Here is a 14,104-nt window from a genome sequence, read left to right on the forward strand (position 1 = left end):
TTACTCCTCGCCGGTCTGGGCCTGCCCTTCCACCAGCTCGCGGACAGCTTCAATAAAGGCGTCGCCGCGGTGAGCATAGGAAGAGAACTGATCCATGGAAGCAGCTGCCGGGGCCATCAGCACGGTGTCGCCTGATGCCGCCAGCTGCGCCGCTGACGCAACGGCCCGGGACATCACGGCCGCACCGGAATCCGGCGAGCTGTCCGTGGTGGCTCCGCCCGTTGCGGCAGTCTGCATATTTTCAGTGTCGCCCGGCGGCGTCGTGATCACGGGGACATCCGGCGCGTGTCGCTGCAAGGCCTCCGCAAGCGCGGCGGTGTCCGTACCGATGAGTACCACAGCCTTGAGCCGGGCGGCGTGGTCCCGGACCAGGTGGTCGTAGCTGACGCCCTTGGACAGGCCGCCGGCGATCCAGATGACGTTTTCAAAGGTGGCCAGTGACGCGGCTGCTGCGTGCGGGTTGGTGGCCTTGGAATCGTTGACCCAGAGCACGCCGTTCTGCTTGGCGACCGGCTGGATGCGGTGGTTGCCCGGCACGTAGTCCTGGATTCCCTGGCGCACGGCCTTCGCATCCACACCGTAGGCCCGGACCAGGGCCGCAGCCGCCAGGGCGTTCGCCACCATGTGCCGGGGTGCAACCTGCCCCAGGTCGGTCATCGATGCCAGCTCGGCGGCGCTGTCCCTGCGTTCCTCGATAAACGCGCGGTCCACGAGCAGGCCCTCCACCACGCCGAGCATGCTGATGGCCGGCGTGAGTGTGGTGAAGCCGACGGCCCGGCAGCCCTCCACAACGTCAGCGTCCTCAACCATCCGTTCGGTCTCGATCTGTTCCGCGTTGAAGATGCAGGCCTTCTGGGTCCGCGCATAGACCTTGGCCTTGTCCGCGAGGTAGGAATTGTAGGAACCGTGCCAGTCAACGTGGTCCTCAGCCACGTTCAGGCAGACGCTGGCCACCGGCGACAGCGTTTCAGCCCAATGCAGCTGGAAGCTGGATAGTTCAACCGCGAAGACGTCGTATTCCACGGGGTCGCGGAGGGCGTCCAGGATGGGGGTGCCCACATTGCCGACCGCGATGGCCTTCAGGCCGGCGGCCTGCAGCATCGACGCCGTCAGGCCCACCGTGGTGGTCTTGCCGTTGGTGCCGGTGATGGTCAGCCAGTCAGCGGTCTTGTGCCCGGCCCGGACCCGCAGGCGCCAAGCAAGCTCGACGTCGCCCCAGACCGGAATGTGGGCGCGCGCAGCGGCCGCCAGGAGCGCCTGGTCAGGCCGCCAACCCGGGGAGGTCACGATGAGGTCGGGGAAGCTGCCATCGATCTTGGGGATCCTGTTGACGGCTTCCTCGCCCAGGAGCACGTCCACGGCGCCGACGATCTTCAGGGTGTCGGCCTGAGCCTCAGCCGTCTCGGACGTGGCGGCATCAACCACCACCACCCGGGCACCGAGTTCGATGAGGGTATCTGCCGCGGCGAACCCGGACACTCCGATGCCGGTGACTGCAACGCGCAGCCCTGCCCAGTCAGAATCCCAACTGACCAGGTCTTGCAGGCGGGGAGAAACAGTCACAGGAGCACAACCCATTCAGCGTAGAAGACACCCAGGCCCACGGCCACGAAGAGACCGCCCAGGATCCAGAACCGGACCACCACCGTGACTTCTGCCCAGCCCTTGAGTTCGAAGTGGTGCTGCAGCGGTGCCATCTTGAAGACGCGTTTACCGCCGGTTGCTTTGAAGTAGCCCACCTGGATGATCACGGACAGGGTAATCAGGACGAACAGGCCGCCGATGATTCCCAGCAGCAGTTCCGTCCGCGACAGGATGGCGAAGCCGGCGATCGCGCCGCCGATGGCCAATGACCCGGTGTCACCCATAAAGATCTTGGCCGGGGAGGTGTTCCACCAGAGGAATCCCACGAGGGCGGCGCTCAGGATGGCTGCCAGGAGCGCCAGGTCCAGGGGGTCGCGGACGGAGTAGCAGCCGCTGCCGGCTTCCCGCGGCGAGCCGCAGGCCTGGTTGTTCTGCCAGATGCCCATCAGCGTGTAGGCACCGAAGACCATGACCGAGGCACCGGCAGCGAGACCGTCCAGGCCGTCCGTCAGGTTTACGCCGTTCGTCGCCGCCGTGACGATCAGGTTGGACCAGAGGACAAAGAGGATTGCGCCGACCACCGTGCCGGCGAAGGCCAGGTCCAGCCAGGGAATGTCGCGGACCAGGGAGATTTTGGTCGAGGCCGGCGTCAGGCCGTCCGGGTCGGGAAAGTTCAGGGCCAGGATGGCGAAGGCTATGCCCACCGCGGCCTGGAGGATGAGCTTGGCCTTCGCGTCCAGGCCAAGGCTCCGCTGGCGGGAGATCTTGATGAAATCGTCCAGGAAGCCCACCAGCCCCATGCCGACCATCAGGAAGAGCAGGATCAGGGCGGAGGCGGAGGGGCCTGCCGAGGCGGGGTTCATCATCCACATAATCAGGTGGGTCAGCCCGTAGCTGAGCAGGACCGCGCCCACCACCACGGTGCCGCCCATGGTGGGAGTGCCGCGTTTGGTGTGGTGGGACGTGGGTCCGTCATCACGGATGAATTGGCCGTAGCTCTTGCGGACAAGCAAGCGGATAAACAGCGGCGTTCCCACCAAGGCAAACAGCAGGGCAAGTCCTGCGCCGATAAGTAGTGCAATCACAGCAGCTCGCTCCCTTCATCGGTGGGTTCGGTGGATTGTGGGGGTAATGCTATCCGATCGCCCAGGTGCCGCAGTCCAACGCTGTTGGACGACTTGAAAAGCACCAGGTCGCCGGGCTCAAGCTCGGCGTTCAGGAGCGCATAGGCGTCCTCGGCGGTTTCGGCAAAGACGCATTCGTCGCCCCAGGAACCCTCCTGGACGGCGGAAACGTAGAGTGCGCGGGCTTCGCGGCCGACGACGACCAGCCGGGAAATGTTCAGGCGGACCACCTGGGTGCCCACAACGGTGTGTTCACGGATGGAATCGGGTCCCAGTTCCAGCATGGCGCCCAGGACGGCCCAGGTGCGCCGTCCGCGGCCAAGGTCGGCCAGCGTGCGCAGGGCCGCCCGCATGGACTCCGGGTTGGCGTTGTAGGCGTCGTTGATGATGGTCACGCCGTCAGCACGTTCAGTGCGTTCCATCCGCCAACGGCTGGCTGCTGACTGTGTGCTCAGCGATGCGGCGATGTCCTTGCCGGACACTCCGGCCGCGTGCGCGGCCGCTGCTGCGGCGAGGAGGTTGCCGGTGTGGTGGGCGCCGATGAGGCGGCTGCTGACGTGCAGGCCTGTTTCGGCGCCGGGCAGGACGAGCTCGAATTCCGGGTTGCCCCCAGCGTTTGTGTCCGGATTCTCGGCCCGAACGGTCGCGTCAGGGCGTCCTTCGGCCGAGAAGCCCAGCACGGTGGCGCCGGTGCGGCTGCGCATGGCAGCGACGCGGTCGTCGTCGAGGTTGATGACGGCGGTGCCGCCGGCGGCGAGGGCCTCCACCAGTTCGCCCTTGGCCTGGGCAATGTTGTCCACGCCGCCGAACTCCCCGGCGTGGGCAGTGCCGATGCCGAGGACGACGCCGATGTCAGGCCTGACCATGCCGGCCAGGTAGCGGATGTGCCCGATGCCTGTGGCACCCATCTCGATCACCAGGTACCGCGTTTGGGTGTCGGCGCGGAAGACGGTGAGCGGTACGCCCACCTCGCCGTTGTAGGACCCCTGCGGGGCAACGGTGACGCCCTGCTGGGTGAGGATGCCGGCGAGGAGGTCCTTCGTGGTGGTCTTCCCGGCGGAACCGGTGATCCCGATGACGGTCAGGGGGTCGCCTGCGGCAGACCGGGCCAGGCGGATCCGACGGACCGCTTCGGCGGCCAGCGCGCCCATGGCCAGCACGGCATCCTCTACCAGGACGGCCGGATAGTTGACGCCGTCCGGGCCCGTTACGGGGCGCTCGGCGAGGACCAGCACCGCACCGCGGCTGAAGGCGGCGGCAACGAAGTCGTGGCCATCAGCGTGCTCGCCAGGTTTCGCCACGTATAGCGACCCGGCGGCAGCCTCGCGCGAATCGGTGACCACCGAAAGGGGCGTGATCCCCGGATCGGCGTCCAGGCGTCCGTGTGTGATATCGGCGATTTCCGCCGCAGTAAGTGCAATCATCTCGGTCTAGGACTCTATCCGGTCGTCTCGGAGAACGGTGAATCCCCTGGCTGTCAAGGCGTTCCGCAGTTCCACACGGTCGTCCAGTGCAAGATTGACGCCCTTGACTTCCTGCCAGACCTCATGGCCGCGGCCGGCCACCAGAATGGTGTCGGCCGGACCGGCCAGTTCCACGGCGCGCCGGATGGCGGCGTCGCGGGGATAAACCTCTTCGATGACACACTCCGGAGACTCCTGTTCGCGCGCTGACCGTGCGCCCGCCAGCACATCTGCCCTGATGGCCGCAGGGTCCTCGTCGTGGGGGTCGTCATCCGTGACGATGACGATGTCGGCCAACTTTGCGGCGACGGCGCCCATGGCGGGACGCTTGCCCTGGTCGCGCTGTCCGGTGGCTCCGAAAACGACGATCACCCGGGAGCCGGGCAGCGGCGACCTGACCGCTTCCAGTGCCCGTGCCAGGGCATCAGTGTTGTGGGCGAAGTCCACGACGGCCGCCGGTTCGTCGGAGACGAGCTGCATCCGTCCCGGTACCGCGACAGTGAAGGGGTCGTGGTGGTCCAGGGCGGCCTGCACGGTGGCGGATTCCATCCCGCTGGCCAGGACCATTACCGTGGCCAGCGCGGCGTTGGCCACGTTGAAAGTGCCCGGCAGGCCGGTGTGGACATTCAGGGTAACGCCGTCGGGTCCCTGCAGGCTGAAGCCCGTACCCAGCCCACGCGCGGAGGTGGACGTTACGGTCCAGTCGGTGGGAGCTCCGCCGGGTGTCATCGAGAGGGTGGTGACCGGGATCCCTGCCGTGGCCGCAAGCCTGCGGCCCCATTCGTCGTCGACCGTTACAACAGCCTTAAGGGCACGGCCGGGCGTGAACAGCTCCGCCTTTGTGGCGAAGTAGTCCTCCATGGTCCCGTGCAGGTCCAGATGGTCCTGCGTCAGGTTCGTGAAACCGGCAACGTCGAAGAGCACACCGTCCACCCGCTGGAAGGATACGGCGTGGGAGGAGACTTCCATGGACGCGGCGTCCAGTCCCCGTTCCCGCATGAGGGCGAGCAAGCCGTGGAGATCCGGTGACTCAGGCGTGGTCAGGAGGCTGGGAACCGGTTCTCCGCCCGCCAGGATTTCGATGGTTCCGATCAGGCCGGTCTGCTGCCCGAGCGCACGGAGCAAGGCGTTGATGAAGTACGTGGTGGTGGTCTTGCCGTTGGTTCCCGTCACACCGTACAAGCGCGGCGTCCGCCCGGCTGCTGGCTGGCTCTGGTAGATCATGGCGGACAGCGGCCCCACCACGTTGCGCGGTCCGTCCACCACAAGCACCGGCACCGATGCTTCGGCGGTATCCGCAGACAGCGCGAGAAGGCGTGCGCCGGCGTCGTCGGTCAGGACGGCCACCGCTCCCCTGCCGACCGCCTGCGACACGAAGTCTGCGCCATGGCGGGAAGCACCAGGCAGCGCCACATACAGGTCGCCCTGCTCCACGGTTCGCGAGTTCAGTGAAATTCCCGTGACGCTGATGGCAGCGGAGGCGCCCGGGACCTGCACACCGATCGCGTCGCCGATCGTGTCCAGGCTGACGGCAGCAACTGCCGTAGGCCGGAACCGCGCGGGGGCCGGTTCCCCTGCCGGCCCCGCGTTGCTGGCTGATGCGTTCTGCTCTGACAAGGGAATCTCCGATGGTGGTGCTAGTGGATCATGCCCGCGGGAGACTGCTTCCGCTGCGGGCGTTGGGGGAAACTGCTGCCTGGCTTGATGCTACTTGGCGTACTGCGGCAGCCTGGCCGGTTCACCCGTGGACGGCTGGACGTTGTAAGTGCGCAGCGCCTGGCTCATGACCGAACGGAACACGGGCCCCTGCGTAATGCCGTAGATATTGCCCTTGGGCCGCTGCAGCACCACCTCAACAATAAACCGGGGATCATCCATCGGTGCCATCCCCACAATTGAAGCGGTGTAGCCGCAGAAGCCGGACGTACCGTTCTCGCACGGCGCCTCCGACGTTCCGGTCTTGGCCCCCACCCGGTATCCGTCGATCGCGGCGTCCTTGATCTGGCCTTCGGTCACCGCGCTTTCCAGGATGTCCTGGACCTGCTGCGCGGTGCCGTCCGACACCACCTGGCGGGAAGGCTGCGGAGCGACTTTCTCCTCTGTTCCGTCCGGTGAAACGTAGGCGTCAATCAGGCGCGGCTGGAGCATCACACCGTTGTTGGCGATCGTCTGGAAGGCTCGGACCGTCTGCAGGGTGGACTGCGATACGCCCTGCCCGAACAGCACCGTGTATTCCTGGCGGCCGTCCCACTGGTCCGCCGGTGTGAGAATGCCGGAGGCCGTAGCCGGCAACCCAATGTCCGGGGCTTCGCCGATGCCGAATTTCTTAAGCCAGTCGTACCGTTGTTCCTTGGTCAGCCGCGACCCGGCCGCCACGGTGCCGGTGTTCATTGACCAGCCCAGGATTCCGGCGAGCGTGCGCTCTTCGGTGCCATGGGTAAAGGCGTCTGTGAAGGTCTGGCCGTCCACGGTGTACGACGGTCCGAGAGTGAACGTATCCAGGGGGCTGGATTTTCCTTCTTCAATCAAGGCCGCGGCCGTGATCATCTTCTGTACCGAGCCGGGCTCATACGCCGCGGTCACGGAGCGCACGCCGCGGTCCTTGGCGGCCACCCGTCCGGGATCGTTCGGATCCGGGGCATTAGTGTCCGCCATCGCGACAATGTCACCGGTCTTGGCATCCATCACGGTGATGACACCCCACTCGGCGCCCTGTTTGTCTGACTGGCTCTGAATGGCCTGCTGGGCGAAATACTGGAGATCGGAATTGAGCGTGAGCTTGACGTCCTTGCCGTCCTCGGGCGGTGTCAGCTCATCCACGCCGACCGGAATCCGGAGACCGTCGGCACCGATCTCGAAGAGCCGCTTGCCGTCCTTCCCGCGCAGCAGCCCATCCTGGGTCTGCTCGATCCCCGCCTGGCCCGTGTTGCCGTCCTGGAGGAAGCCGATAATGCCGCCGGCCACGGAACCGTTGGGGTACACGCGTTTACTGACGCCCTCAGTGACGATGCCGGGAATACTGAGATCCGAGACCCTGAGCTCAACGTCCGGCTTCAGGTCCTTAGCGACGATGTGGTACTTCGATTCGCCCGTCACGGCGTTCCTGAGTTCGTCAGCGTCCATGCCCAGGACAGCCGCGAGTTCGCTGATGCCCTGCTCCCGGCTGACTTCAACGAGTTTGTCCACGCCCTCCTCCAGGCGCCAGAACTTCTCTGTCTTCGTGTTGGTGGTTTGGTCCACCACAATGTTGTAGCGGATCACACTGTTGGCCAGGACCGTCCCGTTGGCGCCAAGGATGCTGCCGCGTTCGGCGGGGAGGGAAGTCTCGCGCATCCGGTAATCGAGCGCAGCTGCGGCCATCCCGCCGACGTCGAGCCCTTGGACGAAAAAGAGCTTGCCGCCCACCACTAATAGCAGCGTCAGCATAATGCCCAGGCCGAGGCGCAGCCGCTTGGTGGCGTTAGGGGCCTTGCCGCTTTTTGCCTTGCCCGTCCTCTGCGCCACCGTGATTCCCTTGCTGCTCGCCTTGATGCCTGTTTATTACCTGACTGGCTGTCCTTCAGCGGCTACCGGTTAGACCCCGGCACCTTCTGTTCGGGTGCTGGAACCGAACCGCCGTGGAGCTCCACGGCACGTGCCCGTGGTGCGGGCGCTTCGGCCGGCGGTGCTGCAGCGGCAGGCGCCGCTGCACGGGCCGGTGCAGGGGCCGCAGCAGGGGCCCGTTCCTCGGCAGCCGGTTTACGGTTCGTCAGCGGCTCCCACTTCGTTGCCGGGGGAACCACGGTGAGCACTCCCTCTACGGCTGGAGCAGGGATAACCGATCCAGCCGCGCCACCCTTCACCGCCGGAGTTGCCTTGCCCGTGACGGCAAGGGTGGAGAGGTCGATCTGGCCTTTGACGGTCGAAGCCACCATGCCCAGGTCTGAGGCCTTTGCCGCCAGGTTCTGGGGCGCCTCGAAGTTTTGGACCTGCTGTGTCAGGTCCTGGTTCTGCTTGGTCAGAGTGCTTTGCTTACCCCTCAGTTCCACCAGTTGGTACTGGGAGGTAGAGACTGAGATGTTCAGGACCAGCACGGCTACGAGCGCAACAGCGAGCAGGGCGAAACACATCACCACAAACGGCGCACGGCGCTTCTTGGGGGCGGAACGCACCACAGACAGGGGTGTGCGTTCCCTGCGGCCGGTGCCAGAAGGAAGCGACCTGATCGCCGGGGCGCTGCTGCCGGAGACGACCGGAAAGTTCTTGACGGCGGCAGTGCTCATGCTTCTCTCCTGGCTCTGATACGTTCCACGGCCCGCAGCCTGGCGGAGGCTGCGCGCGGATTTTCTGCAATCTCGACGGCGGTGGGAACCTCGGTGCCCTTGGTCAGGGATTTGAGGAACGCCTTGTGTTCCTCAAGCTCCACCGGAAATCCGAGCGGCGCGGAGGATTTGGAGCCAGCCTGGAAAACTGATTTGACGATTTTGTCCTCGAGGGAGTGGTAAGACATCACCACGATGCGTCCGCCCAGGGCCGTTGCTGCCACGGCGGCAGGAACAGCGCGCTCCAGCACGTCGAGTTCCTCGTTCACTTCAATCCGAAGTGCCTGGAACGTCCGTTTGGCCGGGTGGCCGCCCGATTTGGCGGCTGCCGCCGGCACCACGGAGCGGATCTGTTCCACGAGTTCCCCGGTGGTGGCGAAAGGCTTAACTGTCCTCGCCGCGACAATCCTGTTGGCGATCCGGCCGGCGAACTTCTCCTCGCCCCACTTCCGGATGATCCTGACGAGATCCTCTTCGCTGTAGTTGTTGACCACATCTGCTGCGGTCTGCCCGCGGCTGGTGTCCATCCGCATGTCCAGCGGAGCGTCAAAGGAATAGGCGAAGCCTCGCTCACGCTCGTCCAGCTGCAGGGATGAAACGCCCAGGTCCATCAGGATGCCATGAACCTGTGCCACGCCCAGGTCTTCGAGGACGTCGGCGATTTCGTCGTAGACGGCGTGGACCAGGTCAGTCCGGGAAGCGAAAGGCGCCAGCCGCTCCCCTGACAGTGCCAGGGCTTCCTCATCACGGTCGATGCCGATCAGGTGCAAATCCGGGAAACGCTCCAGCATGGCTTCGGAGTGGCCGCCCATGCCGAGGGTCGCGTCAATCGCGATGGGGGTCTCACCTCGGAGGCGGGCAGCTTCGAAGCCGGGGGCCAACAAATTGATGCACCGGTCCTTGAGGACCGGCACATGGCGTTCGGACGTTGGCTTCGGGTCATCGTTCATGCCTTCGTCCTTTCCTGCCGTGGGTGTTGGTAGTGCTGCTTCTTGAGCCAGATCCCCATCCGCGCCTATCGACCTGCCGGCCTGGCTCCGGGGAAGTGAGCCAGGTTGACTGTCCGATGGGCGGCTGGAGATCTCGTTCAAGAAGCGTCCGCCGGGCCGTTCAGGTGATCACAGGATCCCCGGAATGGCGTCGTCGGTTTCGGAGAAGGCGGTTTCCTTCTCCGCGAGGTACTCGTTCCAGGCCTGGGCATCCCAGATCTCGGCCCGGGTTCCTGCACCGATAACGGCCAGTTCCCTGCCGAGGCCTGCGTACTCCCGGAGCGCGGCCGGAATGGTTATGCGCCCCTGCTTGTCAGGTACCTCGTCCGAGGCTCCAGAGAGAAAGACGCGGATATAGTCCCGGGCCTGCTTGGAGGAAATGGGCGCCTCCCGCATTTGCTCGTGGACACGTGCAAATTCCTGCTCACTGAAGACGTAGATGCAACGTTCCTGTCCCCTGGTGAGAACAAGCCCGCTGGCAAGCTCCTCACGGAACTTCGCAGGGAGGATAATTCGGCCCTTTTCGTCCAGACGTGGCGAATGTGTGCCCAGAAACACTGGCCCACCGCCTGTCTGCCGTCAGGAACTGCACATCCCCTGTGTTGCAACTACCCTCTTATGCCCTCCACATTACTCCACTTTCCACCACAGTCAACGCAAATCAGGCCAATATTCCCCCATTTCAGGCCTTTGTCCCCCAAATGGCGCGGGAGCGGGCGGTGGATGGAAGTGGAGGGCCCGGCGCCGTTTCGGCGCGAACCATAACTGCCCGACGGCCGTGCCAGGCCGCCGTCGGGCTCTCATCTGACGCCGGCGGCGGATCCGCGGTCCCCGGGCGCCCCAACCACGTAGGAGTAGGTGCCGGTTTGAGCGCTCAAGCAGACCCCTGGCGCTACCTGCCTCCGGGTTAAAAGCAGAAGACCCGCCGGGGCGGGTCTTCTGCTGCGGTCATCCTGACCGAGGGGAGGGAAGTGGAGGACGGCACGGCCTATCGCCGTGGAACCGTTCCTGCAGGCGCTGCTTTAGGATTCGTCGCGGCGACGCTCGTCCCAGCGTTCTTCCAGGCTGGACATAAAGGAACTCCGTGGCTTCCCGGACTTACCAGTGCCAGGTGCGGAGCGCTGCTTGCCGCCGGACGCGTTACGCATTGTGGCGAAGTACACACCCGCGCCCATAACCACGAAGCCCAGGACACCCACGAAGATGTTCTGGACTGTAACGCCGACCAGGAGCAGGGCGATCCCCGCGAGGGCGCAGAGCACCCCAATCACGATGTGACGGGTGGACCACGTTCGCCCAGGGTCCGAACCCATGGAATTCGCGAACTTCGGATCGTCCTCGTGCAGCTGCTTCTCCAGCTGCTCCAGCAGCTTCTGTTCGTGCTCCGAGAGCGGCATCACGACCTCCTTAAGTAGGCCAACGTCCGGGCTGGTCCCATCCCGTACTACTGCTCCGATAACGACCGACATGCCCGGGAGGTTCCCGCCCCGCCGACGATGGCGGAAGGCGAACACCGGCATGCGGGCCATTGGAACTGCAGCATGTCCAAGAAGTCCGGCAATAACTGAAAACTATGTACATATAAGGATAGTTTGTCGGGGGCCGTTCTGAAAGACGGCCATCACCTCCCTGAAACTTGCAGGCAAGGTGCCGGCGCCCTGCTAAGACCCGTTTCCGGAATCCAGCAGACTGGCGGGGAGGACGGATTTGCTTCCGAATTTTCGGCTGACCTCGTCCAGGGCCTGTTCTGCTGCCCGCCAGTTGTCATCCCGGCGGTCAAGGCTCAGCTGAAGGGACGTGTGGGCGGTGTCTTCGAGCTGCTCGGCCCGGATGCCAACAAGCCGCACGGTCATGGGACGGCTCCCCAATGATTCCAGGAGCTGGATGGCCACGGCATAAATCAGTTGGGCGCTGTCCACGGGTGTGTGCACAGTGCGGCTCCTCGTGATGGTGGAGAAGTCGGCGTAGCGGAGTTTCAACGCCACCGTCCGTGCAACCATCCCCGAACTCCGCAGCCGTCCTGCCGTCCGGTGGGAAAGCCGCAGCAATTCCCGGGCGATCAGCGCGTCATCGCCCGTATCCACGGCGAACGTCTCCTCAGCTCCGATGCTCTTCTCGAGCCTCACGGGGGTCACGGGCCGCGGATCGATCCCCCACGACAACCGGTACACGTGCTCACCGGTGGCACCCAGCATTTTCTTGAGGGAGGACACCGGCGTGGCCGCCACGTCCGCCACCGTCCGGATGCCCATCCGGGCAAGGACGTCCGCAGTCTTCGCGCCGATTCCCCACAAGGCGCCGACGGGCAGGCTGTGGAGGTAGGGCACTGTCTCGTCGGGTCCAATCAGCAACAGCCCGTCCGGCTTGCAACGCGTGGAAGCAATCTTGGCCACGAACTTACTGGCTGCAATGCCCACGGAGGCCGTAATGCCCAGTTCGGCAGCCACCCGGCCCCGGATCAATTCACCGATGACGCGCGGGGGTCCCAACCGGCGGATGGCGCCGCCGACGTCCAGGAAGGCTTCGTCCACACTCAGCGGTTCCACGAGATCGGTGATGGACTCGAAAATCTCCATCAGCTGGGCGGAAACCTCGTAGTACAGCTTGTGGCGCGGTTCAATGATGACCGCTTTGGGGCACATCCTGGCCGCGACCACCATGGGCATGGCGGACTTCACCCCGAACGCGCGTGCTTCATACGACGCCGAGAGGACCACTGAGCGGTCCGCGGGAAATCCAACGATCACCGGTTTGCCGCGGAGTTCCGGCCGCGTGCGAAGCTCCACGGAGACGAAGTAGGCGTCCATGTCCACGTGCATGATGCAGTTACGCCGGAGCTCACGAAGACCCGCTTCGGTGTACTGGTTGTTCCGCTCAGGCCCCACACCGGCAATTGTATCGGTTGGTACTGACTAAACTGGAGGCTGAATCCGGCATCAACACCAGGAGGACAGTCCCTGTGACCGTCATGAGAAGTCTTAAGCCAACAGGATTAGCGGCACTGGCCGCGGGCGCTCTGCTGGCCCTCGCTGCCTGCAGCCCCGCGGAGCCCGGAGTGACATCATCCTCCCCAGATACCTCCTCACCAGCGTCGGGCGGTGCCAGCATCACCGCGTCGGCCAGTCCGACGGCGTCGCCGGGAACTTCCGCCACTGTTGGGACAATCGTCGCAGGGTTCCCCGAAACACTGCTCCCCCTGATGCCCGGCGCCACGGTGATTTCGAGCAGCTTTGACAAGACCTCAACGCCCGCCACCGCAGCACTCGTGGCAAGCATCAACGCCCCGACTGCCGCCGTCGTGGATTTCTACACAAAGCACCTAGAGGCCCAGGGATTCAAAGCCGTCCCCGGCGACGCAGTGGGCGCCGTTGCCTCCAAGGACTTCGTCCGGAACGACTCCGAGACGGTCAACATCGCCGCCGTCGAAGCGGCCGGTGTCTCCACGTTCACCATCGGCGCCAACGTGGCTGCTGAGTCAGCCAAGTGAGCGTTTCGGAGCAGCTAAGGATTGAGCAGACTGCATTCGTCGCCGCCGTTGCCGGTGAGCTGACAGACTTCCTCACCACGCGGCAATCCCTGATGGCCGCCATTTCACCCGATATCGATCCCATTATGGGTTCCATTTCGAACCTGGTGACCGGCGGCAAAAGGCTCCGGGCGCTGATGTGTTACTGGGGGTGGCGCGGCGCGGGCGGCGAGCCGGCAGCCCAGGAAATCGTGACGGCGGGATCGGCGCTGGAGCTTTTCCAGGCAGCTGCCCTGATCCATGACGACATCATTGACCGCTCGGACACCCGGCGGGGCGGCCCCAGCGTGCATCGCCGCTTCAGCCAGCTGCACCACGCGCAGGGCTGGGCTCTGGACAGCGAGCGGTTTGGGCACGCAGCCGCGATCCTCACCGGGGATCTTTGCCTCTCGTTCAGCGAGGAGGCCTTCACGGACATCGGCGCACAGGCAGCCGCAGGCAGCAGGGCACGGCTCATCTTCAACCTCATGCGTGCCGAGGTGATGGCGGGGCAGTATCTTGACATCCTCGAGGAAGTGGCCGGTCCTGTCCGGGACCGGGCCGGAGCAGTGACACGGGCACAGTCCATCATCAGGTTCAAGTCCGCCAAATATTCCACTGAGCACCCGCTGGCGCTTGGCGGCGCCTTGGCGGACGCTCCGGACGAGTTGCTCCGGGGCTACTCGGCCTTCGCGTTGCCGCTGGGTGAGGCGTTCCAACTGCGCGACGACGTCCTGGGCGTCTTTGGGGACCCTGTCACCACGGGCAAGCCTGCAGGTGACGATCTCCGCGAAGGCAAGCGGACCGTACTCATTGCCCTCGCGCTGGGCCAGGCATCAACCGCCGAATCGGCGTTTATCGATGCGAAGCTGGGCAGCCCTGACCTGGGCGACGCCGATGTGGCCGAGATCCGCCGAATCATCGAAGAGTCGGGGGCGCTTCAGGCCACTGAAGTGCTGATCAACGAATTTGGCGCCGCGGCGTATGACGCACTGGAACAGCTGCCGCTGGAAGAACTGCCCAAGACTGCCCTGCGGAAGCTGGCGGAAGCGACGGTCAGCCGCGCATCCTGACGTTGGCGCCCGTCTTGGCCACGTCCGCGGGCCCGGCGTTGTCCGGGCCCTTTGTGCTGCTTACC

At 65.0% G+C, this 14,104-nt stretch carries 12 protein-coding genes; 2 read left to right on the forward strand and 10 right to left on the reverse strand.

What is annotated here, in order from left to right; all coding sequences use genetic code 11:
- From murD to dinB, 10 genes are all read right to left on the reverse strand, one after another.
- Complete coding sequence (murD, locus tag MUN23_RS00845; protein WP_248761661.1) at window positions 1–1,578, reverse strand: UDP-N-acetylmuramoyl-L-alanine--D-glutamate ligase; 1,578 nt, start codon at window positions 1,576–1,578, stop codon at window positions 1–3.
- Window positions 1,560–2,669, reverse strand: coding sequence for a phospho-N-acetylmuramoyl-pentapeptide-transferase (gene mraY / locus MUN23_RS00850; protein ID WP_248761662.1), 1,110 nt, complete (start codon window positions 2,667–2,669; stop codon window positions 1,560–1,562). Before mraY ends, murD begins: the two co-directional genes overlap by 19 nt.
- On the reverse strand, window positions 2,666–4,132 hold the full coding sequence (gene murF, locus MUN23_RS00855; RefSeq protein ID WP_248761663.1) for a UDP-N-acetylmuramoyl-tripeptide--D-alanyl-D-alanine ligase: 1,467 nt from the start codon (window positions 4,130–4,132) through the stop codon (window positions 2,666–2,668). Before murF ends, mraY begins: the two co-directional genes overlap by 4 nt.
- A 6-nt stretch (window positions 4,133–4,138) precedes the next feature.
- Window positions 4,139–5,788, reverse strand: coding sequence for a UDP-N-acetylmuramoyl-L-alanyl-D-glutamate--2,6-diaminopimelate ligase (locus MUN23_RS00860; protein WP_248761664.1), 1,650 nt, complete (start codon window positions 5,786–5,788; stop codon window positions 4,139–4,141).
- Window positions 5,789–5,878: 90 nt separating this feature from the next.
- On the reverse strand, window positions 5,879–7,675 hold the full coding sequence (locus tag MUN23_RS00865; protein WP_248761665.1) for a penicillin-binding protein 2: 1,797 nt from the start codon (window positions 7,673–7,675) through the stop codon (window positions 5,879–5,881).
- 62 nt (window positions 7,676–7,737) lie between these two features.
- Window positions 7,738–8,433, reverse strand: coding sequence for a hypothetical protein (locus MUN23_RS00870; RefSeq protein ID WP_248761666.1), 696 nt, complete (start codon window positions 8,431–8,433; stop codon window positions 7,738–7,740).
- Window positions 8,430–9,422: a 16S rRNA (cytosine(1402)-N(4))-methyltransferase RsmH gene (gene rsmH, locus MUN23_RS00875; RefSeq protein WP_248761667.1), complete on the reverse strand. Its 993-nt coding sequence runs from the start codon at window positions 9,420–9,422 to the stop codon at window positions 8,430–8,432. The genes MUN23_RS00870 and rsmH overlap by 4 nt, the downstream gene beginning before the upstream one ends.
- A 168-nt stretch (window positions 9,423–9,590) precedes the next feature.
- Window positions 9,591–10,019, reverse strand: coding sequence for a division/cell wall cluster transcriptional repressor MraZ (gene mraZ, locus MUN23_RS00880; RefSeq protein WP_058929387.1), 429 nt, complete (start codon window positions 10,017–10,019; stop codon window positions 9,591–9,593).
- Between the two features lie 464 nt (window positions 10,020–10,483).
- Window positions 10,484–10,858 carry a DUF3040 domain-containing protein gene (locus tag MUN23_RS00885; protein WP_056342262.1) on the reverse strand — a complete coding sequence of 125 codons (375 nt, stop codon included), beginning with the start codon at window positions 10,856–10,858 and terminating at the stop codon, window positions 10,484–10,486.
- A gap of 264 nt (window positions 10,859–11,122) precedes the next feature.
- Window positions 11,123–12,280, reverse strand: coding sequence for a DNA polymerase IV (gene dinB, locus MUN23_RS00890; protein ID WP_371876022.1), 1,158 nt, complete (start codon window positions 12,278–12,280; stop codon window positions 11,123–11,125).
- 140 nt (window positions 12,281–12,420) lie between these two features.
- Between dinB and MUN23_RS00895 the strand changes: the two genes are divergently transcribed.
- Window positions 12,421–12,948, forward strand: coding sequence for a hypothetical protein (locus MUN23_RS00895; RefSeq protein ID WP_248761669.1), 528 nt, complete (start codon window positions 12,421–12,423; stop codon window positions 12,946–12,948).
- The gene (locus MUN23_RS00900) at window positions 12,945–14,039 is read left to right on the forward strand and encodes a polyprenyl synthetase family protein (RefSeq protein ID WP_248761670.1); all 1,095 of its coding nucleotides are present in this window, start codon (window positions 12,945–12,947) and stop codon (window positions 14,037–14,039) included. Before MUN23_RS00895 ends, MUN23_RS00900 begins: the two co-directional genes overlap by 4 nt.
- Window positions 14,040–14,104: the final 65 nt, after the last annotated feature.

It is taken from the genome of Pseudarthrobacter sp. SSS035 (genome assembly GCF_023273875.1).
GTDB lineage: Bacteria > Actinomycetota > Actinomycetes > Actinomycetales > Micrococcaceae > Arthrobacter.

Bases quoted from the DNA above. Each gene is read 5' to 3' on its own strand.
- murD (WP_248761661.1), bottom strand. From the start codon at position 1,578: ATGGGTTGTGCTCCTGTGACTGTTTCTCCCCGCCTGCAAGACCTGGTC.
- murF (WP_248761663.1), bottom strand. From the start codon at position 4,132: ATGATTGCACTTACTGCGGCGGAAATCGCCGATATCACACACGGACGC.
- MUN23_RS00870 (WP_248761666.1), bottom strand. From the start codon at position 8,433: ATGAGCACTGCCGCCGTCAAGAACTTTCCGGTCGTCTCCGGCAGCAGC.
- rsmH (WP_248761667.1), bottom strand. From the start codon at position 9,422: ATGAACGATGACCCGAAGCCAACGTCCGAACGCCATGTGCCGGTCCTC.
- MUN23_RS00885 (WP_056342262.1), bottom strand. From the start codon at position 10,858: ATGCCGCTCTCGGAGCACGAACAGAAGCTGCTGGAGCAGCTGGAGAAG.
- dinB (WP_371876022.1), bottom strand. From the start codon at position 12,280: ATGCACGTGGACATGGACGCCTACTTCGTCTCCGTGGAGCTTCGCACG.